The 20840-nt window shown below is 67.2% G+C and carries 19 protein-coding genes and 1 pseudogene; 11 read left to right on the top strand and 9 right to left on the bottom strand.

Going from position 1 to position 20840, the window contains the following annotated elements:
• Both kdpA and OG203_RS13415 read right to left on the bottom strand, forming a co-directional pair.
• Complete coding sequence (gene kdpA, locus OG203_RS13420) at positions 1–1671, bottom strand: potassium-transporting ATPase subunit KdpA (protein ID WP_405165973.1); 1671 nt, start codon at positions 1669–1671, stop codon at positions 1–3.
• On the bottom strand, positions 1672–1758 hold the full coding sequence (locus OG203_RS13415) for a potassium-transporting ATPase subunit F (RefSeq protein WP_357379335.1): 87 nt from the start codon (positions 1756–1758) through the stop codon (positions 1672–1674). It abuts the gene before it with no gap.
• A 381-nt stretch (positions 1759–2139) separates the two neighbouring features.
• Between OG203_RS13415 and OG203_RS13410 the strand changes: the two genes are divergently transcribed.
• From OG203_RS13410 to OG203_RS13375, 8 genes are all read left to right on the top strand, one after another.
• Positions 2140–2304 carry a hypothetical protein gene (locus OG203_RS13410; RefSeq protein ID WP_405165972.1) on the top strand — a complete coding sequence of 55 codons (165 nt, stop codon included), beginning with the start codon at positions 2140–2142 and terminating at the stop codon, positions 2302–2304.
• A 72-nt stretch (positions 2305–2376) separates the two neighbouring features.
• A complete protein-coding gene (locus OG203_RS13405) occupies positions 2377–4878 on the top strand; it encodes an ATP-binding protein (RefSeq protein WP_405165971.1) in 2502 nt (833 codons plus the stop codon).
• Positions 4879–4934: 56 nt separating this feature from the next.
• Complete coding sequence (locus OG203_RS13400; RefSeq protein ID WP_150405534.1) at positions 4935–5642, top strand: response regulator; 708 nt, start codon at positions 4935–4937, stop codon at positions 5640–5642.
• Positions 5643–5805: 163 nt separating this feature from the next.
• Complete coding sequence (locus tag OG203_RS13395) at positions 5806–6252, top strand: OsmC family protein (protein WP_405165970.1); 447 nt, start codon at positions 5806–5808, stop codon at positions 6250–6252.
• Positions 6252–6539 (top strand): acylphosphatase, encoded by a 288-nt coding sequence (locus OG203_RS13390; RefSeq protein ID WP_405165969.1) that lies wholly within the window; start codon positions 6252–6254, stop codon positions 6537–6539. The genes OG203_RS13395 and OG203_RS13390 overlap by 1 nt, the downstream gene beginning before the upstream one ends.
• A 31-nt stretch (positions 6540–6570) precedes the next feature.
• Positions 6571–7326 (top strand): hypothetical protein, encoded by a 756-nt coding sequence (locus tag OG203_RS13385; RefSeq protein WP_405165968.1) that lies wholly within the window; start codon positions 6571–6573, stop codon positions 7324–7326.
• The gene (locus OG203_RS13380; RefSeq protein ID WP_405165967.1) at positions 7326–8507 is read left to right on the top strand and encodes a glutathionylspermidine synthase family protein; all 1182 of its coding nucleotides are present in this window, start codon (positions 7326–7328) and stop codon (positions 8505–8507) included. The genes OG203_RS13385 and OG203_RS13380 overlap by 1 nt, the downstream gene beginning before the upstream one ends.
• Positions 8507–8962, top strand: coding sequence for a DUF350 domain-containing protein (locus tag OG203_RS13375; RefSeq protein ID WP_405165966.1), 456 nt, complete (start codon positions 8507–8509; stop codon positions 8960–8962). Before OG203_RS13380 ends, OG203_RS13375 begins: the two co-directional genes overlap by 1 nt.
• A gap of 64 nt (positions 8963–9026) precedes the next feature.
• On the opposite strand, the gene OG203_RS13370 is transcribed toward OG203_RS13375, so the two are convergent.
• From OG203_RS13370 to OG203_RS13350, 5 genes and pseudogenes are all read right to left on the bottom strand, one after another.
• Positions 9027–9299, bottom strand: a complete 273-nt coding sequence (locus OG203_RS13370; RefSeq protein ID WP_405165965.1) for a hypothetical protein — start codon at positions 9297–9299, stop codon at positions 9027–9029.
• A 13-nt stretch (positions 9300–9312) separates the two neighbouring features.
• Positions 9313–9645, bottom strand: coding sequence for a DUF6247 family protein (locus OG203_RS13365; protein WP_405165964.1), 333 nt, complete (start codon positions 9643–9645; stop codon positions 9313–9315).
• A 210-nt stretch (positions 9646–9855) separates the two neighbouring features.
• A pseudogene (locus tag OG203_RS13360) lies at positions 9856–10113 on the bottom strand (MFS transporter); the annotation flags it as partial.
• 99 nt (positions 10114–10212) lie between these two features.
• Entirely contained in the window at positions 10213–10833 is a 621-nt protein-coding gene (locus OG203_RS13355) for an MBL fold metallo-hydrolase (protein ID WP_405165963.1), read from the bottom strand.
• Positions 10830–11915 carry an S-(hydroxymethyl)mycothiol dehydrogenase gene (locus OG203_RS13350; protein WP_405165962.1) on the bottom strand — a complete coding sequence of 362 codons (1086 nt, stop codon included), beginning with the start codon at positions 11913–11915 and terminating at the stop codon, positions 10830–10832. Before OG203_RS13350 ends, OG203_RS13355 begins: the two co-directional genes overlap by 4 nt.
• Before the next feature lie 186 nt (positions 11916–12101).
• Here OG203_RS13350 and OG203_RS13345 point away from each other — a divergent pair, with 186 nt between their 5' ends.
• On the top strand, positions 12102–12527 hold the full coding sequence (locus OG203_RS13345) for a DUF1707 domain-containing protein (protein ID WP_405165961.1): 426 nt from the start codon (positions 12102–12104) through the stop codon (positions 12525–12527).
• A 30-nt stretch (positions 12528–12557) separates the two neighbouring features.
• Here OG203_RS13345 and OG203_RS13340 read toward each other — a convergent pair whose 3' ends face one another.
• The gene (locus OG203_RS13340) at positions 12558–14426 is read right to left on the bottom strand and encodes a hypothetical protein (RefSeq protein WP_405165960.1); all 1869 of its coding nucleotides are present in this window, start codon (positions 14424–14426) and stop codon (positions 12558–12560) included.
• Positions 14427–14916: 490 nt separating this feature from the next.
• Between OG203_RS13340 and smc the strand changes: the two genes are divergently transcribed.
• Positions 14917–18534, top strand: coding sequence for a chromosome segregation protein SMC (gene smc / locus OG203_RS13335; protein ID WP_405165959.1), 3618 nt, complete (start codon positions 14917–14919; stop codon positions 18532–18534).
• Positions 18535–18763: 229 nt separating this feature from the next.
• Here smc and OG203_RS13330 read toward each other — a convergent pair whose 3' ends face one another.
• Positions 18764–19681 carry an NmrA/HSCARG family protein gene (locus tag OG203_RS13330; protein ID WP_405165958.1) on the bottom strand — a complete coding sequence of 306 codons (918 nt, stop codon included), beginning with the start codon at positions 19679–19681 and terminating at the stop codon, positions 18764–18766.
• 105 nt (positions 19682–19786) lie between these two features.
• Between OG203_RS13330 and OG203_RS13325 the strand changes: the two genes are divergently transcribed.
• On the top strand, positions 19787–20560 hold the full coding sequence (locus OG203_RS13325) for a TetR/AcrR family transcriptional regulator (protein WP_405165957.1): 774 nt from the start codon (positions 19787–19789) through the stop codon (positions 20558–20560).
• Positions 20561–20840 lie beyond the last annotated feature (280 nt).

The following is a 20840-nucleotide window of genomic DNA, read 5'->3' as shown; positions in this document are numbered from 1 at the left end:
TCAGTGGATTCCTTCAGCGAGCGGCCCGAGCGCGAGTGCGGGCAGGAAGGTGAGCGCGACCAGGATCACGGTGGTGCCGACGACCATGCCGATGAACTGCGGCCGGTGCGTCGGCAGCGTGCCGATCGACTCAGGGGTATTGCCCTGCTTGGCCAGCGAACCGGCGAGCGCGAGCACGAAGATGATCGGCAGGAACCGGCCGAAGACCATGGCCAGCCCCAGTGCGGTGTTGTACCACTCGGTATTGCCGGACAGACCCGCGAACGCGGAGCCGTTGTTGTTGGCCGCAGAGGTGAAGGCGTACAACACTTCCGAGAGCCCGTGCGGCCCGGAGTTCGCCATTGCCGCCCGTTGACCGGGCATCGCCATCGCAATCGCGGTGCCTATCAACACGATCAGCGGGCTGACCAGGAAATAGGAAGCGGCGAGCTTGATTTCGCGTGGGGTGATCTTCTTGCCGAGGTATTCCGGTGTGCGCCCGACCATCAGCCCGGCGACGAAGACGGTGATCACCGCGAGGATGAGCATGCCGTAAAGCCCGGAACCCGTTCCGCCGGGCGCGACTTCGCCCAGTTGCATGTTGAACATCGTCATCATGCCGCCGAGGCTGGTGTAGGAATCGTGGAACGAGTCCACCGCACCGGTGGAGGTCAGCGTGGTCGCGCCGGAGAAGGTGGCGGAATCGGCTACGCCGAAACGGGTTTCGACGCCCTCCATGGACGCACCGATCGCGGTCGGCACCGTGCCATGGTGAGCGAGCTGGAAAACGTTGCTCAACGCGATGCTGACGATCGCGATCGTGCCCATCACCGCGGCGATGGCAACGCCCTGCTTCTTGCTGCCGACCATCCGGCCGAAGGTGCGTGGCAGCGAGAAGCTGATCACCAGGATCAGGAAGATCTCGAGCCAGTTGGTCCAGGTGGTCGGGTTCTCGAACGGGTGCGAAGAGTTCGCGTTGTAGAAACCGCCGCCGTTGGTGCCGAGTTCCTTGATGACCTCCTGGCTGGCCACCGGCCCGCCGGTAATGGTCTGCTCGGTGCCGTTCAACGTCTGCGCGACCTGGTCGTGCAGGTGGAAGTTCTGGATCACACCACCGGCGACCAACACGATCGCGAAGATGAACGCGATCGGCAACAGGATGCGGATGGTACCCCTCACCAGGTCCACCCAGAAGTTGCCGAGATCGCCGGTGTGGCGGCGAGCGAACCCGCGGACCAGCGCGACCGCGACGGCCATGCCGACAGCGGCGGAGACGAAGTTCTGCACCGCGAGTCCGGCCATCTGCACCAGGTGGCCCTGGGTGGATTCACCGGAGTAGTTCTGCCAGTTCGTATTCGTCACGAAGCTGACCGCGGTGTTCCAGGCCAGCGCCGGGGTCATCTCGGTGCCGGGATTGTTCAAATGCAGTGGCAGTTTGCCCTGGACCAGTTGCAGGAAGAACAGGAACAGAATGCTGACTCCGGAGAAGGCCAGCACACTGCGGGCATACACGCCCCAGGTCTGCTCGACCTCGGGTTGCACGCCGATGGCTTTGTAGAGGACGCGTTCGGCGCGGGAGTGTTTGGTGTTGTTGTAGACCCGGAACATGTAGTCGCCCAAGGGCACATGCACCAGGGCAAGCGCGATGATCAGGGACGCGATAAAGGCGATCCCCGCTGTGGTCGTGTTCACCTAGAACCTCTCGGGGAAAAGCAGCGCCGCGACCATGTAAATCGCGACGGAGATGGCGAGAACCAAACCGATCAGGTTCGCGATCACAGCTTCTCCACCCCTCGCTGGATCAGGCCCAACAGGGCGAAGATCGCCACGGTGAGCACCGTGAACACCACGACAGACATGTTTAACCAACCTCCATCACAGCGCTCCTGTTGTGAAGCGCGCCCAGGCGAGTCAAGTCTTCGATCCGGCCCCAGCCGAGGTTCCTTACGACTCCTTTGCGCGACCAACCATTGCCTTTGCGCTTCGTTTACACCACGGCCTTGGATAGCTGAAAGGATGCCGTCAAAGTGTGCGGCGATGCCGTCAACACACCGTAAAGATCCGCGTGATCTCCATATGGGCGGGTAGTAGTGGAGGGCCGGCCAGGCGGACCACTCCAGCGCAACCGGTTGTTCGCATAGGTCGCCAGAGAGGATCGAAATGTCGGCTGTCGCCGTCGCCGTCATCGTCGGGTTCGTGTGTTGCGCGTTGCTCATTCGCGCGCTGGGGGCACGCGTCGAAGACAGGCAGGTACAGAGCATGGTCGTCGACAACGACCAAGGACACACCTGGCACGGTATCGGGCCAGGGCCGTTCGATGCTTGAGCAGCGAATGCAGCGCGCCGTTATGTCCACGTGGTGCTCGGTTCAAGGACCACGACGCGCAATGATGGACGAGTGAAACGCGGACAACTCCGTATCTACCTTGGCGCCGCGCCGGGAGTCGGCAAGACCTTCGCCATGCTCGGCGAGGCACACCGACGGCTCGAGCGCGGCCGCGACGTGGTGGCTGCGGTGGTGGAGACACACGGGCGGGCCAAGACCGCCGGTCTGCTCGAAGGCATCGAGCGGATTCCACCCAAGATGGTGGAGTACCGAGGTACCGAGCTGCCCGAACTCGATGTCGACGCGGTACTGCGCCGCCATCCGGCCGTAGCACTTGTCGATGAGTTGGCGCACACCAACGCGCCCGGCGGCAGGCACGAAAAGCGTTGGCAGGACGTCGAAGAACTCCTCGACGCGGGCATCGACGTGATCTCGACGGTCAACGTGCAGCACCTGGAAAGCCTCAACGATGTCGTCGAGCAGATCACCGGCATCCAGCAGCGCGAAACCGTGCCGGACGCGGTGGTGCGCGGCGCGGATCAGGTCGAGCTGGTCGACCTCACCCCGGAAGCATTGCGGCGCAGGCTCTCGCACGGCAACGTATACGCGGCCGACAAGGTCGACGCCGCGCTGCGCAACTACTTCCGTCCCGGAAACCTCACCGCGCTAAGGGAATTGGCGCTGCTGTGGTTGGCCGATCAGGTCGACGCCGCGCTGTCGAAATACCGGGCCGACCACAAGATCACCGATCTGTGGGAGGCGCGCGAACGGGTCGTCGTCGCGGTGACCGGCGGGCCGGAATCGGAGACGGTGGTGCGCCGGGCCAGTCGCATCGCGAGCAAGGCAAGTGCCGAGCTCGTCCTCGTGCACGTCGTGCGCGGCGACGGGCTGGCCGGGGTATCCACCGAACGGCTGGCCAGGCTGCGTGAACTCGCCGCCAGCCTTGACGCCTCGCTGCACACGGTCACCGGCGACAATGTGCCGAGCACGCTGCTGGAATTCGCCCGCGAGGTGAACGCGACGCAGCTGGTGCTTGGCACCTCGCGGCGGTCGAGGTGGGCGCGGATGCTCGACGAGGGCATCGGCTCCACCGTTGTGCAGCAGTCGGGCAAGATCGACGTGCACATGGTGACGCACGAGGAGGCGCACCGCGGTCTGCGCCGGTACTCGCTCATGCCGCGACAGCCGATCCGGGCCTGGCTCGCCGCCGTACTCGTGCCGCTCGCGGTGTGCGGGATCTGTGGCTGGCTCCTCGACGGATACCTTCAGCTCGGCGGCCTCAGCGCGGTGTTCTTCATCGGCGTCGTCGCCGTCGCGTTGCTCGGTGGTGTTGTCCCAGCGGCCTTTTCGGCGCTGCTGTCCGGTCTGCTGCTGAACTGGTTCTTCGCCGATCCGCGGTACAGCCTGACCATCGCCGCGCCGGACAGCTTCGTCACGGTGGTGGTGTTGCTGTTCGTCGCGGTCGCGGTGGCCGCGCTGGTCGATGTGGCCGCGCGGCAGACCAGGCAGGCGCGCCGGGCTTCTCAGCAAGCCGAATTGCTGACGCTGTTCGCCGGCGCCGTGCTGCACGGTGCGGACCTGCCCAATCTGCTGGAACAGGTCAGGGAGACCTACGGCCTGCGCGCGGTCAGCATGATGTGCGGCGAACAGGTGGTCGCCGCGGTGGGTCCGAATCCGCCGCAGCGCGCCGCCGAGGCCGAGACCGCTATTCAGGCAGGCGACGCGTCGAGCTGGCTGCTGCTGGCCGGACGGCCGTTGGCCGCGGGCGACCGGCCGGTGCTCAACGCCGTCGCCAACCAGGCGGCGGGGCTGGTGCGCCAATCCAGGCTCGCCGAGGAGGCCAGCGCCGCCGCGGCGCTACTAGAGGCGGACCGTTTACGCCGGGCGCTGCTCTCCGCGGTGAGCCACGACCTGCGCACCCCGCTGGCCGGGGCCAAGGCCGCCGTGTCCAGCCTGCGCAGCGACGACATCGAGTTCTCCGCCGAGGACACCACCGAATTGCTGGAGACCATCGAGGAATCGGTGGATCAGCTGACCGCGCTCGTCGGCAACCTGCTCGACTCGTCCCGGCTCGCCGTCGGCGTGGTGAAACCGCAGCTGCAGCGGGTGTACATGGACGAGGTGGTGCATCAGGCGCTGGTCAGCGTCGGGATGGGCGCGCGTGGGCTGCGGCGCGCCGCGATGGATCGGGTAAAGGTCGAGGTCGGCGACGTCTCCGTACGCGCGGACGCCGGGCTGCTCGAGCGAGTGGTGGCGAACCTGATCGACAACGCGTTGCGGCACGCGACACGCGACACGCCGGTGCGGGTCACCGCCGAACGCGAGGGGGAGCGCGTATCAATCGCTGTGGTTGATGTCGGTCCCGGCGTGCCGTCGGGCACCGAGGAGCAACTGTTCGAGCCGTTCCAGCGGCTCGGCGACCGTGACAACACCACCGGCGTCGGGCTCGGCCTGTCGGTGGTGCGCGGTTTCGTCGAGGCGATGGGTGGCACCGTGCACGCCGAACCGACCCCTGGCGGAGGATTGACCATGATCGTGGACCTGCCTGCCGACGAAACGGAAGCGAGCAGCTGATGATGGACGCATCGACAGTGGGAGCCCCGCAGCCCCGGACCACACAGGAAGCCGTGATGACCGACAAGAAGCAGGATGCCCCGGCGATCAAGGTGCTGGTGGTCGACGACGAACCGCAGATCGTGCGCGCGCTGCGGATCAACCTGTCCGTCCGCGGCTACGAGGTGATCACCGCGGGCACCGGCGGCGCCGCGTTGCGAGCGGCCGCCGATAAGCACCCCGACGTGGTCATCCTCGATCTCGGGCTGCCCGATATCGACGGCATCGAGGTGCTTGCCGGTCTGCGTGGCTGGACCTCAGCGCCGGTGATCGTGCTTTCCGCGCGCACCGACTCGGCGGACAAGGTCGAGGCACTGGACGCGGGCGCCGACGACTACGTCACCAAGCCCTTCGGGATGGACGAACTGCTGGCCCGGCTGCGCGCCGCGGTCCGGCGCGGCGCCGCCGACACCGACTCGTCCGATCCGGTGGTGGTGACCTCGTCGTTCACCGTCGACCTCGCCGCCAAGAAGGTGACCAAGAACGACGAGACCGTGCATCTCACGCCGACCGAGTGGGGCATGCTCGAGATGTTGGTGCGCAACAAGGGCAAGCTGGTCGGGCGCAAGGAGTTGCTGCGCGAGGTGTGGGGACCGTCATACGCGACCGAAACCCATTACCTGCGTGTGTATTTGGCTCAGTTGCGGCGCAAGCTCGAGGACGATCCGTCACACCCCAAGCACCTGTTGACCGAGGCGGGAATGGGTTACCGGTTCCAGGAGTGAGTCGGAGACTCGACAGGGCAACTGATATCGCAAGGACATGGGTAACTCACCGGGAACGGGCTGACTCGGCACTTCCTTGCCGCCGGTCGCCAACGAAACTCGGGTGGCACACGAGTCTGGCCTGAAGACTCGGAGAGGCGGGGGAGCTGGCAGGATCGAGCCCATGGCTGAACAAACACCCGCGACTGCGGCACAACAACCGACCGAACTATGGGTCGAACGCACCGGGACGCGGGCGTACACCGGGCGCAGCTCGCGCGGCGCCGAGGTACTGATTGCCTCGCAGGGCGTGCCGGGCGCTTTCACCCCCGGCGAATTGTTGAAGATCGCGCTGGCCGGTTGCTCGGGACTGAGCGCTGACTTCTCGCTCGCGCGCAAGCTCGGCGACTCCTTCGACGCGACCATCCGGGTGTCCGGTGACGCGGATCGGGAGAACGAGCTGTACCCGCAGCTGGACGAGACGTTCCAGCTCGACCTCAGCGAATTGGACCAGGAGGCGAGGGAGCGGCTGCTGGTTACCGTGCAGCGTGCCATCGATAAGGCGTGCACGGTCGGCCGGACTCTGCAGGCGGGGACGAAGGTGACCTTGTCCTTCGATATCGAAGCCTGATGGGCGAAACCGCTGAGCTGGTTCGGCTGAGCGCATGGGTGCACGGCCGCGTCCAAGGTGTGGGATTCCGCTGGTGGACGCGGTCACGTGCGTTGGAGCTCGGGTTGACCGGGCATGCGACGAACGCGCGGGACGGGCGGGTCCATGTCGTCGCGGAGGGGCCGCGAGACGACTGCGCGCGGTTGCTCGGACTGCTACGTTCCGGTGACACACCTGGTCGGGTGACCTTGGTTGTGGAAAGCTGGGACCCCGTGCGGGGTGATTTGACCGGATTCGAGGAGCGGTAGTTGTGAGCCGGGATAGGACGAGGACTCGACAGTGAGCACGCACAATCCCGGTGACGAGCGTCCGGGGAACGAACATCCCGCCGAGGCGGAGCAACCGTCGAGCGCGCACGAGGCGACCACTCCCGAGCCGAGCGATACGGCCGAATTCGGTACGAACGAGCCGAATCCGGCCGGACTCGGCGCGGCACCGGGACAGCTGGCGGCCCCGCCTACCGATGTTCCGGAATCGCCTGCGCCGCAACAGGTCCGGAAAGGCAGTGTGCAGCGGCAGGAGCCTGGCATCACCCAGCCACGCCCGCCGACGGTGGCCGAGGCGCGGGCCAGGGACAAGGCCCGTAAGCGGGCCGAGGAAGCGCAGCAGGCCGCCGTCGCGGCGGACGAGGCCAAGAAACGCACCCGCAAGCGGGTGATGATCGGCGGAGTCGCGATCGTCGGTGTCGCGGCGATCGTCGGCGGCGGTTACCTCGCCTACAGTGCGATCACCGCACCCGACAAGGTCACCGCGTCGTGCGTGAAGACCGAGAACGGCCAGGAAGTCGTTGTCGCCGACAGCTATTGCGGCGACGGTCGCCAGGGCTTCGTCGGTGACGGTGGCATCGGACCGGGGCTGATCCTACTCGGCGGCGGCCCGCAATACCGCTACTACTACGGCGGCACCCCCACCATCGGCCAGCCGCCGACGGGTGGCACCACCGTGAAACCCAAGAGCGCCGAGATAAAAACGAAGAGCGGCACCACCATTCAGCGCGGCGGACTCGGCAGCAAGAGCACTGGCGGAGGATCGTAGTGCGGCGAGTACGCAGTACGCCCCGGCCGGATTGGCAGCAGATCACCGAGAGTCAGGGCCTCGTCTACGGTGTGCCGGGCCGCGATGCCAGCGGGCGGCCGCGACCGTACTGGGACGAGTCGGTGCACTACGAGTTCGAGATGGACGAAATCCTCGCGCTCGAAGCCGATGTCGAGCTGCTGCACTCGATGTGCCTGGACGCCGTCGAGCACGTCGTGCTCACCGAGCGGTTCAAGGATTTCGGTCTGCCCGAATGGAGTTGGGGGCCGATCGCCGAATCATGGCGGCGCAGTGACCCTTACGTGTACGGACGATTCGATCTGCGCTACGACGCGCGTCGTCCGGCGAAACTACTGGAGTACAACGCCGATACGCCGACGTCGCTGCTCGAGGCGGCGATTGTGCAGTGGCACTGGCTCACCGCGCTGTATCCCGGCGGCGATCAATGGAATTCGTTGCACGAGAAGCTCGTCGAGCGCTGGGCCGCGCTGCGCGACACCCTGCCGACCGCGCAGCTGCACTTCAGCTGGTCGGGGGCCGACGCCACCGGCGAGGACAACGTCACCACCGCCTACATGCAGGAGACCGCGGCCGAGGCCGGGTTCGACACCATCGCGTTGCCGATCGAAGAGGTCGGATTCGACACGGAGCTGGAGCGTTTCGTCGATCTGGCCGAGGCGCCGATCGAGTCGATCTTCAAGCTCTACCCGTGGGAATGGGCCCTGGACGATGACTTCGGCAAGCGGGTCGTCGCCAGCCTGCCGCAAACCATGTGGATCGAACCGCTGTGGAAGACGTTGCTCAGCAACAAGGCGATCCTCGCGGTGCTGTGGGAGATGTACCCGGGGCACCCGAATCTGTTGCCCGCCTACCTGGATCAGCCCAACGAGCTCACCGAATACATCCGTAAGCCGAAGCTCGGCCGTGAGGGCGCCAACATGACCATCGTCGGCGCCGGACTGGAGACCGCCACCGGCGGTGTGTACGGCGAAGAGGGCTACGTCTACCAATTGCTTGATCCGCTACCGGAATTCGACGACATGCGCCCCGTGCTCGGCGCCTGGGTCGTCGGCGACGCCGCCGCGGGCCTCGGCATCAGGGAGACCGCCGGCCTGATCACCGACGACGGCTCCGCCTTCGTTCCGCACCGCATCGCCCAGCCCTCATCGGAAGGAAAATGATGACCGCAGTCGCCCTCGAATCGGGGTACTGGAATTCGCTCGGCGAGGGCGTTGGAGCGATCATCCTTTACGCACTCATCGGTCTGGTACTGATGCTCGTCGGCTTCTACGCAATCGACCTGACCACCCCGGGCAAGCTGCGTGCCCTAGTCGTCGCGGGCAAGCCCAACGCGATCATCGTCGCCGCCGCGGGCATGATCAGCATGGCCTTCATCGTTGTCCTTGCCATCCTCGCGGTAGGCAGCGGCGGCAAACTCTCCGAGGGCCTCATCGCCGCCCTCATCTTCGGCCTGGTCGGCATCATCGCCCAGGTGATCTCGGTCCGCGTCATCGAAAAGGTCCTCGGCATCGACATCGGCGCCGTCCTCCAATCCGCCACCTACACCACCGAAGTCCTGGTAGTAGCCGCCGCCCACTTCGCCCTCGGCCTCGTCGTAGCCTTCGCCATCCTCTAGCCGCTGGCGCGTCATGGAGCACCACCCGCTCAGCACCTTGTCGATAGATCCCACGCACGGGTGGTCAGGGATGGTCTCCGAGAGTGCCGAACCACTGCACCATGAGAAGGTGCACTTCTCGTGCGCGGTCATCGATGAGATAGACGAGTTGTCCGGCGTGGGCGGGCCCGAAGGTCCAGCGCCGGACCGCCCCATCGGGGTTGTCGGCGTTTTGTGGTTGGCCTGCCCACGGTGTCAGTTCTAGGACGGTGAGGACTTCGGCGAATTCGCGCAGCACCTCAGTGGGGAGTGCCGCGATCTGTTCGGTTGTGTCAGGGTCGGGAACGATGAGATACACGTGGCGTGGTGCCTCAACCTGCCTGCAACCGGTGCGCCAGCAGCACGCGGACGTCCTCAATCGAGACATCCGTCACGCGGCCGCCGTCGGCTTGGATCCGCGCGGCTTTGTTGAGCATCCGCTGGTAGGAGCCGGGTTCGCGGATCTCCATGACGGCGGTGTGCTGCCACTTGTTGAGCAGCGCGTGGATATCTTCGAGGGTATGGGAGTCCTTTGCCTGCTCGAGGACAAGATCCCATTCGCGGTCGAATTCGGCCCGTAGTTCGGGAGCAAGGGCAGCCCGCAGCGCTTTGGGTTCCGCGGCGGGCACGGGGGTGTTTGCCGGGTCGGAGTGAGGGGCGGCCATGGCTTTCACGATAACCGGTGGGGGTGACAATGTCGCCGACCACGGCTCTGCACGTATCCGCCCTCGGCGGCGTGCAGATGCGGGTGGTCGGACCGTGAGTGGTACACCGTGGTGTGGGCTACTCGGCGTTTGCCGCAACCGTGTGCCACTCGTGAACTAGTGGTCAGTGTGGGATCGGGGTTGTTGTGCCGGGATGTTGCGGCGGGTGTGCGTTGTGAGCGCACCGACGACGTGCGCCGCGATGAACAACGACAGGCATCCGGTCAGCGCGTAGCGCGCGGGCCAACGACCGGCGACCATCGCCATCGGCGGGGCGCCGATGATCATGCCGACCGCGAACAGCGAGGTCAGTAACCCGGCAGAGCCGAGCGAAACTCCGAGGTCCGCCGCGATGGGCTGGATCAGGCCGGACAACATGAATTCCGATGTCCCCTGCGCGAATACGGCGACACCCAAGACAACAGGCATGCGAAGACTCCAGACTCGACAGGTGGCTAGCGTCTGGACGCCTCTGGGGAAGTCACGATCGACACCAGGGCAACGGCATCGCCGGTGACCGCAAGGGAATTAGTGGCCGCGGGCGATCCAGTCTGCGAGAGAGGGCTTTTCGGTGCCGATGCTGGTGGCGTCGCCGTGGCCGGTGTGCACCGTTGTCTCGTCGGGGAGGGTGAGTAGGCGGTCGCGGATGGAGGCGATGATGGTGTCGAAGTCGGAGTAGGAGCGGCCGGTGGCGCCGGGGCCGCCGGAGAACAGGGTGTCGCCGGTGCAGAGGGCGGCTGCTTCCGGGAGGTGCAGGGAGACCGAGCCTGGGGAGTGGCCTGGGGTGTGCAGGATGTCGATATCGGTGTCGGCCACCGTGATTCGGGGGGTGTCGGCCAGGGAGCGGTAGTCGACGTCGGGGTGGGTCATCCGCCAGAGTGGGTCGTCGGCGGGATGCAGCAGGATGGGGGCGTCGAGGCGCGTGCTCAATTCCGGTGCGACGGTGACGTGGTCGTTGTGGCCGTGGGTGCACAGGATGGCGACGACGTTGCGGGTGCCGACGGCGTCGGCGATCGCGTCCGCGTTGTGCGCGGCATCGACGATCAAGACGTCGTTGTCGTCGCCGATGAGCCAGACATTGTTGTCGACGTCCCAGGTGCCGCCGTCGAGGGTGAAGGTGCCGGAGGTGACGACGCGATCGATCCTCACAGGACCACCACCGAGCGCAACACATCGCCCGCGTGCATCGCGGTGAACGCGGCTTCCACCTGGTCGAGTGAAATGCGTTCGGTGACAAAGCGTTCCAGCGGCAGGCGACCCTGCAGGTGCAGGTCGATCAGCATCGGGAAGTCGCGCTCGGGCAGGCAGTCGCCGTACCAGGAGGACTTCTGGGCGCCGCCGCGGGAGAACAGGTCGATCAGCGGCATCTCGATGGTCATGTCCGGCGTGGGGACGCCGACCAGGACCACGGTGCCCGCCAGGTCGCGGGCGTAGAACGCCTGCTTCCAGGTTTCCGGACGGCCGACCGCCTCGATGACGACGTCGGCGCCGAAGCCGTCGGTGTACTCCTGAATCTTCTCGACCACGTCCTCGCTGGTCGCGTCGATGGTGTGGGTCGCGCCGAAGTCTTTGGCCCAGGTCAACTTTCGCGCATCGCGATCGACCGCGATGATGGTCTTCGCACCGGCAAGCCGCGCGCCCGCGATGGCGGCGTCGCCGACGCCGCCGCAGCCGAGCACCGCAACGGTGTCGCCGCGGGACACGTTGCCGGTGTTGAGCGCCGCACCGATGCCCGCCATCACGCCACAGCCGAGCAGCCCGGCCACCGCGGGGTCGGCCGCGGGATCGACCTTGGTGCACTGACCTTCGTGCACGAGCGTCTTGTCGACGAAGGCGCCGATGCCGAGCGCCGGGCTCAGCTCGGTACCGTCGGTGAGGGTCATCTTCTTGCTCGCGTTGTTGCTCGCGAAGCAGTACCAGGGGCGACCGCGCTTACAGGCCCGGCATTCGCCGCACACCGCGCGCCAGTTCAGGATCACGTAATCGCCGACCTCGACGTGGGTGACCTCGGTGCCGACGGTTTCCACGATGCCAGCGGCCTCGTGCCCGAGCAGGAACGGGTACTCGTCGTTGATGCCGCCCTCGCGGTAGTGCAGGTCGGTATGGCAGACGCCGCACGCCTGCACCCGAACGACCACGTCGTGTGGGCCGGGATCGGGAATCACCACGTCGACGATCTCGACCGGCGCGCCTTTGCTACGGGCGATGACACCGCGCACGGTTTCCGACACCTATGCCTCCTGGGAGATTTCGTCGACGCGGACCCTGTGCGTCCGCGAACTGAGCACCGTCCATACTGCCGCGCGCCGGATCGCGACACCACCGCCGGGTCGTCGAGGGGTTGACATTCCACAATGGAGTGTTCATTCTTGATGCATATTCCACTGGGAGGGTGGAACCGTCGATAAGGATTTCTGATGGACATCTCGACCGGTACCCGCGCCTCGAACGCCGAACGTGACAAGGTGGTGCGCCTGCTCGCCAGGCATCTGGAGGATGGGCGCATCGACCTCACCGAGTACGACCAGCGCGCCGCCCAGGTGTACGCGACCATCACGACTGACGACCTGCAGCTGGTGTTGTCGGACCTGCCCAAGCTGCCGAAAGAGACTGCCGGAAAAGCGGATTCGCGCTCCCGGATCCCGATCTGGCAGAAGATCGAAGGCAGCAGCTGGCTCGGTGTGAGCGTGCTCGTTGTGCTGATCTGGGGCACGATCTCGCTCAGCGTCGGCGAATTCACCTACCCGTGGCCGATCTGGGTGATCGGACCGTGGGGTGCGGTCCTGGTGTTCCGCATGCTGACCGGGTTCGAGTCCGGGCGGTATTCGCGTCACACGAGCTGAGTTCGGTCGTTCAACGGGTGTCGGCAGCGCCTACTGCCACGGCGGGCTGGCGCTGTGCGATGCCGAATGACGGCCGGAGCCAGGGGAATTCGGCGGCGGGCTCGACCGATGGCGGCGCGCGGGCGGCGGTTCGTCGTACTCGGAAGGCTGGTCGGCCCAGGGGTATTCGTCGCGCTGTGGTGGTTGTTGGGGTGCCTGCCGCTGCCTCGGCATAGAGCGCTCGGGCCAGGACGGACCGGGTCGTTGCCCAGGCGGCGGAAGCTGCTCGTATCGAGCGGCTTCCGCGTGCTGCGGTACGGCGGAGCTGCCTCTGCGTTGTAACGGCAGGAAATCGTCGGGCGCACTGTGGCGCGAATCGTACTGCGGCTGTGCGGCTTCCCTGCGGTACGACTGCTCCGGCTGTGCGTGCGACTGTTGTTCCAGCTGCGCCTGAATGGCATCGAGGCGTTGGCGTCGTGCCCACGCCTCAGCTGGGTCCTCGTAGGGGGACTGTGCGGGCGCGGAGTCGTCGTGGCGGGACCAGTCGCTTGCCGGTTCCACCTGCCGAGACCGTTTGCGCCGCTCGAGCGGGGGGCGCGCGTTCTCGTCCCGGACCGGCCATCGAGGTTCGGGGTCCTCGTGAGATGGTGCGGGATCGTCCTCCCACGCCGATCGGGCCGGGGTTGGGTCCTCGTATGGTGACCGTGCGGGTCCGAAGTCTTCGCGTGCCGAGGAACTCCACTGCGAGCGTGCGGGTTCCGGCTGATCGTGTGGTGATGGTGTGGGCTCGAAGTCGTCGCGCGTCGAGCGGGCGGGGGAGTTCCACTGGGAGCGTGCGGGTTCCGGCTCGTTGCGTGGTGATCGTGTGGATCTGAAGTCTTCGCCTGCCGAGCGCGTAGGTACGGCGGAATTCCACTGCGAGCGTGCCGGTGCTGACTCATCGTGTCGTGATCGGGCAGGCATGGAGTCTTCGTGCCGGGATCCGGAGGACGCGACCGCATCTCGCCGCGAGCGTGCGGAGTACTCCCGTTCGATCGGGATGGGGGCCGAGTCATCGTCCAGTGGCGGTGCGGAATTCCGATTCGCACGACGGGAACGGCTGGGCGGCAGCTCATTTCGGCGCGCACGCGGCGAAACGGGTTCATCACGCCGGGGTGTCGGGTCGGGGAGGCCGGGCTCGAGGAGCGGGAGTTCCCGGGTTTCCTGGGTGGCGCTGACCCCCTTCTCGCGATAGGTGGCCGGGATGTCGTGCGTGCGCAGCCAGGCACCGGGATCGTGCCGACCGTGCCGATTCAGCTGCGGCACAACATCTTCGAGGAGTTCCAGGATGTCACCCTCGTCATCGCCGAGGGCAATACGGATCTCGGCGAAGGTGTCGGAATGGAAGACCCACATCCATTCGTAGGCGGGATAGGTGCCGCCGAGATCGTGTCCATGGAAGATCAGATCGCCGGACCGGGCGATCTTGGCGCGCATCGACCAGCCCTCGGATTCGACCAGGAATTCCCGGGTTCCGGTGCTCGGTTCGTCGGCGCGGACGTTGCCGGGTATCCATCGGTTCTTGCGTTTGCGGCCATGGGCTGCACCTCCCGCGGTGCGGTCGCCGCGACCAACCGCACGAGCCTTCGCCGCCTCGGTGCGGACTTCCGCACGACTCTTGATGTGCCCCCCGCGAACCTCCGCGCGCTCCAGCTCGTCGTCCTCGTCGAAATCGCGATAGTCGTTCAACTTGATCTCGAACCAGGCCGCCCCCAGCCCGGCCGCCAACAACCCGCCCGCGATCGCGACCTCGACCCACTTGTCGGCCAGCACGGCGCTCTTGCTGTTCTCGCACGCGTAGAGAAACAACAGACTGCCGAGCACGAGCGCCGCGATTCGGGCAAGCCGGAACGCCGTACTGGTCCCGGCTGGGGCTGGCATCCTCTGGCGCTCCAAACATTCCCGCTGGCGAATCAGACTGGATCGTATGCGGCGACGTCGCCGGGCGTCATGGCGTGCGGCGAGTCCGTTGGTCTATTGGTGTAAAGGTTCCGCTGAGGTCGAACAAGATGCCCGAGTTCGTTACCTGCGGGCAGCAACGGGCCCTGTCGGGGCGCGCTACCGTCCTGCATGCGGTGGGCGCGTCGGTCGCACCACCGGATCCGGTGGGGTAGACACTAAGGCGACGCGTCCGGCAAACCTCGGGCACATTGAAATACGCGATATTGCGGGATGACTCGATAACCTACGTGTATCGCCGAAGCACCATACGGTCACGTGGGCTGTCCCGCGTCCGAGGTATTCGACACTCGACGGATACCATGGCTGGTCGCCCGCGTCTGCTGACCAGGCAGAACACGGCGGCGTGCGCGACGGGCACGCTCGTGGAACCGACGAAGGCCGCCAATCGAAAACGGAAAGGTCGTCGAACTTGCATCTCAAGAGCCTGACGTTGAAGGGCTTCAAGTCCTTCGCGTCCGCGACGACGCTGCGGTTGGAACCCGGTATCACGTGTGTGGTCGGTCCGAACGGATCCGGCAAGTCGAACGTGGTCGACGCGCTGACCTGGGTCATGGGCGAGCAGGGCGCGAAGGCGCTGCGCGGCGGCAAGATGCAGGACGTGATCTTCGCAGGCACCGCTGGCCGCGCGCCGCTCGGCCGCGCCGAGGTCACCCTCACCATCGACAACTCCGACGGCGCGCTGCCGATCGACTACGCCGAGGTGTCCATCACCCGGCGGATGTTCCGCGACGGCGCTGGCGAATACGAGATCAACGGCAGCTCCTGCCGACTGATGGATGTGCAGGAGCTGCTCAGCGACTCCGGCATCGGCCGTGAGATGCACGTCATCGTCGGGCAGGGCCAGCTCTCGGCCATTCTGGAATCGCGCCCGGAGGATCGGCGCGCGTTCATCGAAGAGGCCGCCGGCGTGCTCAAGCACCGCAAGCGCAAAGAGAAGGCGGTCCGCAAGCTCGACGCCATGCAGGCCAACCTGGCCCGCCTCACCGACCTCACCACCGAACTGCGCCGCCAGCTCAAACCGCTCGGCAGGCAGGCCGAGGTCGCCCGCCGCGCGCAGACCGTGCAGGCCGACCTGCGCGACGCGCGGATGCGCCTGGCCGCCGACGACCTGGTGACTCGCCGCGGCGAACTGGAGAGCCAGCAGAGCAAGGAAGCCTACGCCCGCGAGCAGCACATCAACGTGCAGAGCGAACTCGACGCCGCCAATGCCGCACTGGCGCAGCAGGAATTCCAGCTGTCCAGGCTGACGCCGAGCGCCGAGGCCGCCGCGCAGATCTGGTTCCAGCTCTCCGCGCTGGCCGAGCGGGTCAACGCGACCATTCGGATCGCGCAGGACCGGGCCCGCCATCTCGATACCGAAGCCCCGGTCGGCAACGGACGCGACCCGGAGCAGCTGGAGGCCGAGGCCGAGCGCGTCGAGGCCGAGGAGGCCGAGCTGCGCGAGGCGGTCGAGATCGCGACCGAGACCCTCGAGGCGGCCAGGGACGCGCTTGCCGAACGCGAGCACACCGCCAAGGCCGCCGAGCAGGCACACTTGGCCGCGGTGCGCGCGATCGCGGATCGTCGCGAGGGCGTGGCACGGCTGGTCGGCAAAGTCGACACGCTGCGGACAAGGGCCCAGTCCTACGACGGCGAGATCGCGCGGCTGACCACGTCGATCGCCGACGCCAGGCAGCGCGGCGACGCCGCACAGGCCGAATTCGACACGGTGCAGGCCGAACTCAGCGAGCTGGACGCCGGTGAGGCTGGCCTGGACGCGCAACACGAGCACGCGACGCAGGCGCTCGCGCTGGCCGATCAGCGGGTGACCGAACTGCGCGAACAGGATCGTGAGGCGAGCAAGCGGGTCGCGTCGCTGTCGGCGCGGATCGAGGCGCTCGGCATGGGCCTGGCCCGCCGGGACGGTGCCGCCTGGCTGGTCGAGCATCGGTCGCAGGGGCTGCTCGGCCCGCTGTCCGGACTGTTGCGGGTGCACGGCGGGTTCGAGGCCGCGGTCGCCGCCGCGCTCGGGCCGCTCGCGGATGCCGTCGCGGCCGACACCGGCGAGTCGGCGCACGACGCCATCCGCGCCTTGAAGGACGCCGACGGTGGGCGTGCCGCACTGGTATTCGGTGCCGACGGGGTCAGCCGTCCGCAGCTCGGCCCGCTGCCGGGTGCGGCGCGCTGGCTCGCCGACGTGGTGGAGTGCCCGGACAGCGTGCGCGGTGCGATCACTGCGCTGACCGCCGGTATCGCGGTCGCCGACGATCTGTCGACCGCCAGGTCGGTGGTCGCGGCGCGGCCGGACGTGCGGGTGGTCACCCGCGACGGCGACATCACCGGAACCGGTTGGCTGCTCGGCGGATCCGACCGCGCGCCGAGTCAGCTGGAGATCCAGGCCGATATCGACGGGGCCAAATCCGATCTCGTCGCGGCGCAGCGGCGGGCCGAGGAACTCGAGGCGGCACTGTCCGGCGCGCTAGCCGAACAGGCCGATCGCAAGGACGCCGTCGACCAGGCACTGCTCGCGCTGCACGAATCCGATCAGTCGCTGGTCGCCATTTACGACCGGCTTGGCAGGCTCGGCCACACGGCGCGCACCGCGCAAGCCGACAGCGAGCGGTTGCTCGCCCAGCGCACCGAAACCGAGGCGAGCAGGGAGGAATCGCTCACCTCGCTGGCCGAGATCGAGGACCGGCTGCGCAATGCCGAACTCGAACAGAGCGAGATCGACTCCGACGGCACCTCGGCGGGCACCGAGACCGCTGGCCGCGAACGCGAGGAGGCCGCCGCCGCGCTGGCCGAGGCTCGGTCGATGGAGGTGGAAGCGCGACTTTCGGTGCGCACCGCCGAGGAACGCGCGGAATCGGTTCGTGGCAAGGCGGATTCGCTGCGCCGAGCCGCGCGCGCCGAACGCGAGACCCGCGCCCGCGCCGAACGTGCTCAAGCATCGCGTAAGAAGGCGGCCGAAGTCGCTGCGGCCGTGGCGGAATCGGGTGCCAGGGTGGCCGCGGAGCTGGAAAAGGTTGTCGCCGAGGCGGGTACCCGCCGCGACGACCTGGTTCGCCGTCGCGGTGAGGCTGCCGCCCAGGTCGAGCAGGTCAAGGAGCGGGTGCGCGCGCTGGCCACCCAGCTGGCCCAGCTCACCGACGCGGTGCACCGCGACGAAGTGGCGAAAGCCCAAGCGGCGCTGCGCATCGAGCAGCTCGAGACGACCATCTCCGAGCAGTTCGGTATCGCCCTCAGCGACCTGATCGCCGAGTACGGCCCCGACGTGCCGCTGCCGCCCTCGGACCTGGAATGGCAAGAGTACGAGCAGGCCAAGGAACGCGGCGAGCAGGTCACCGCGCCCGCGCCGATGCCATACGACCGGCCGACCCAGGAACGCCGCGCCAAACGCGCCGAGAAGGACCTCACCACCCTCGGCAAGGTGAATCCCCTTGCGCTGGAAGAGTTCGCGGCGCTCGAGGAGCGCTACAACTTCCTGGCCACCCAGCTCGAGGACGTCAAGAGCGCGCGCAAGGACCTGCTCGAGGTGGTCGCCGAGGTGGACGCCAGGATCCTGCAGGTGTTCACCGAGGCGTGGGAGGACGTCGAGCGCGAGTTCGTCGGCGTGTTCTCGAAGCTGTTCCCCGGCGGCGAGGGCAGGCTGCTGCTCACCGACCCGTCCGACATGCTCACCACCGGCATCGAGGTGGAGGCCAGGCCGCCTGGCAAGAAGGTCAAGCGGCTGTCGCTGCTGTCCGGTGGCGAGAAGTCGCTCACCGCGGTGGCGTTGCTGGTGGCCATCTTCCGTGCCCGGCCGTCCCCGTTCTATGTGATGGACGAGGTCGAGGCCGCGCTCGACGACACCAACCTGCGCCGCCTCATCGGCCTGTTCGAGCAGCTGCGGGAGAAGAGCCAGCTGATCGTCATCACCCACCAGAAGCCGACCATGGAGATCGCCGACGCCCTCTACGGCGTCAGCATGCGCGGCGACGGCATCACCCAGGTCATCTCGCAGCGCATGCGCGGCCAAAACCTGGCCCCGGTAGGCGCTGCCAGCTGACCCGCGCCGCACGCTTTTCATGCGCCGCACCGGGAATCGCATGCGAACAGCTGATGCGGGCAGCTGGAGGGGGTGCGGCTGGTTTTGGCGGCAGTCGTCCATTGCCGCGGCGCTGACCCGACACTGATGGGCGCCGCGAGCTGTGCCGCACGCTTTTCATGCGCCGCACCGGGAGGATGCGAAAGGTGGTGCTGCAAGCGGAAAGCGCGCGGCTGTCCTCGGCGGGCTGTTAGTGCGGGGTGGGGATTTGGTCGCTGTCGAGGAGCGATTTGATCTGGGCGGCACCGGTTTCGGTGAGCCAGGTGTCGAATGTGCGCAGGCCCGGGTGGATTTCGCGGATGGCGGGGATGTCGGCGCGCCAACCGCCGGTCGAGCGCAGCAGGCGCCAGGTGTGCGCGATCGAGTCGCCGAGGCTGGCGGCGGCTGACTCGTCGAGTTCTTGGTAGCGGACCGGGTGACCGGTGGCGTTGGTGATCGCTTCGGCCGCGGCGGGTGGGGTGAGCGCGTCGCCTGCGAGTTCGAGGGTCTTGCCGTGGAAGCGGTCGGGGTCGGCGAAGGCGAGGGCGGCGATGTCGGCGATGTCGGACAGGGCAATGACTTTCATCGGCTGGTCGGCGGGGAACAGGTGCCGATGGACGCCGTCGATGATGCCGTCGACCGGCATGCCGCGCAGGAGGTAGTTCTCCATGAAGCGAACCGGGCGCAGCAGGGTGTAGCGAGTTCCGCTGGCCGCGATGGCCTCCTCGATGCGGCTCTTGCCTGCGGCGCCCCAGGTGTCGTCGCCGTTGAACGAGGCGATGCCGGTGAACACGATCTGTTCGACACCGGCTCGGCGGGCGGCATCGACGAGCGCCAGGCCGCGTTGCGCTTCGAGTTCGGCATCCCAGCCCTGCGGGCCGAAGGCGGCGGGCGGTACCGCGAAAAGCGCTGTGGCACCGGCGAGTGCAGCGGGCAGGGTGTCGGGGGCGTCGAAGTCGCCGACGGCGAGTTCCGCGCCAGCGGCGGCCAGCGACTGCGCGGCAGGTGCGTGTGGGTCGCGGACCAGCGCGCGCACCGCCCGGCGATCCGCGAGCAGTCTGCGGGTGGCCGCGCCGCCCTGCTTGCCGGTAGCTCCGGTGACCAGGACGAGGTTGTGCTGAGGGGACATGCGTGCCTTCTCTGTCGATAGAATCGGGTGGGACAACCCGTATTTCGGACCATACGGGTGCTGTGACCCGGTTGGCCAGGTCACGCAAGGGAAGGCCGTAACGAAATGACCGTTTCAGTCGACGCCGCGCCGAATACCGCGGCCCGTGCCGATGCCAGGCGTAACCGCGCGCTGGTGCTTGCCGCCGCGCAGCGAGCGTTCGCCGAATACGGCGCCTCGGTGTCGCTGGCCGAGGTGGCCCGTCGAGCCGGGGTCGGCGCGGGCACCGTCTATCGGCACTTCCCGACGAAACTCGATCTGCTGGAAGCGGTTATGCAGCAGCGTGTCGACCGGCTGGCCAAGCTGGCCGCCGACTACCTCGACGCGCCGGATCCCGGTGCCGCGTTCTTCGACTTCTGCACCGAGGTGGTGGCGTCGACGCCCGGCAACGAGGCGCTGTGCGAACTGATGCAATCCGATGACGGCTGGCCGCGCGCTCTGCTGATGGGCGCGGGTGCGCGCTTCCATAAGGCGTTGGCTGCGCTGCTGCTGGCCGCGCAGCGTCAGGGCGCGGTGCGCACCGATATCGAGGTGTCCGATGTGCTTGCCATTTTCACCGGATGTGTTGCCATCCAACGGCTTCAGCAATCCACAGGTGGAATCGACCGAACCGCCGCGATTGTCCTCGACGCGATGCGTGCCGCGCCGGGCGTAACGAATCTCATTACTGCGATCGATGCGCGTAACGAATCATCGAATCGTAACGAAATCGATGACCACTGCTGCCCGGTCTGCGACGCCGAGGTCCGACACACCGGCACTGGCCGCCGTCCCCGCTACTGCTCGGCGGCCTGCCGCCAGAAAGCACACCGCCGACGCACCGCCGCCCGCCGCTCATGAACGCCCCGCTGTTGCCAACTGCCACACCCCTTCTCAGAATCCGCCCCTCTGAGGGTGCCCACCGAGGGTGCGGATCCCGAGAGCTGGTGCCGATCGGCAATGACCGCGACGGACAGGTCGGGCCGCGCGTGCCGTCGGGCGGGGTGTGATTTGGATCGCTATGTGAGACGGCGCGGTGGTGTGGCACAAAAGCGACGCGGGTCGCAACGGGACATGGCCCGAACGGGCAGGGTCAGCGGGCGGGGACAGGGCCGGTCGGCAGCCGGGCATGGGCCGCGGG

Source organism: Nocardia sp. NBC_01499 (genome assembly GCF_045040275.1).
Classification (GTDB): domain Bacteria; phylum Actinomycetota; class Actinomycetes; order Mycobacteriales; family Mycobacteriaceae; genus Nocardia.
Note: the sequence above shows the minus strand (reverse complement) of the source record. Positions and strands in the feature narration are given on the sequence as shown.

What these genes read in the sequence shown, in the direction of transcription:
- OG203_RS13400 (WP_150405534.1), top strand. Translation starts at nt 4,935, where the DNA reads ATGACCGACAAGAAGCAGGATGCCCCGGCGATCAAGGTGCTGGTGGTC.
- OG203_RS13395 (WP_405165970.1), top strand. Translation starts at nt 5,806, where the DNA reads ATGGCTGAACAAACACCCGCGACTGCGGCACAACAACCGACCGAACTA.
- OG203_RS13390 (WP_405165969.1), top strand. Translation starts at nt 6,252, where the DNA reads ATGGGCGAAACCGCTGAGCTGGTTCGGCTGAGCGCATGGGTGCACGGC.
- OG203_RS13410 (WP_405165972.1), top strand. Translation starts at nt 2,140, where the DNA reads ATGTCGGCTGTCGCCGTCGCCGTCATCGTCGGGTTCGTGTGTTGCGCG.
- OG203_RS13345 (WP_405165961.1), top strand. Translation starts at nt 12,102, where the DNA reads ATGGACATCTCGACCGGTACCCGCGCCTCGAACGCCGAACGTGACAAG.
- OG203_RS13375 (WP_405165966.1), top strand. Translation starts at nt 8,507, where the DNA reads ATGACCGCAGTCGCCCTCGAATCGGGGTACTGGAATTCGCTCGGCGAG.
- OG203_RS13340 (WP_405165960.1), bottom strand. Translation starts at nt 14,426, where the DNA reads ATGCCAGCCCCAGCCGGGACCAGTACGGCGTTCCGGCTTGCCCGAATC.
- OG203_RS13365 (WP_405165964.1), bottom strand. Translation starts at nt 9,645, where the DNA reads ATGGCCGCCCCTCACTCCGACCCGGCAAACACCCCCGTGCCCGCCGCG.
- OG203_RS13325 (WP_405165957.1), top strand. Translation starts at nt 19,787, where the DNA reads ATGACCGTTTCAGTCGACGCCGCGCCGAATACCGCGGCCCGTGCCGAT.
- OG203_RS13330 (WP_405165958.1), bottom strand. Translation starts at nt 19,681, where the DNA reads ATGTCCCCTCAGCACAACCTCGTCCTGGTCACCGGAGCTACCGGCAAG.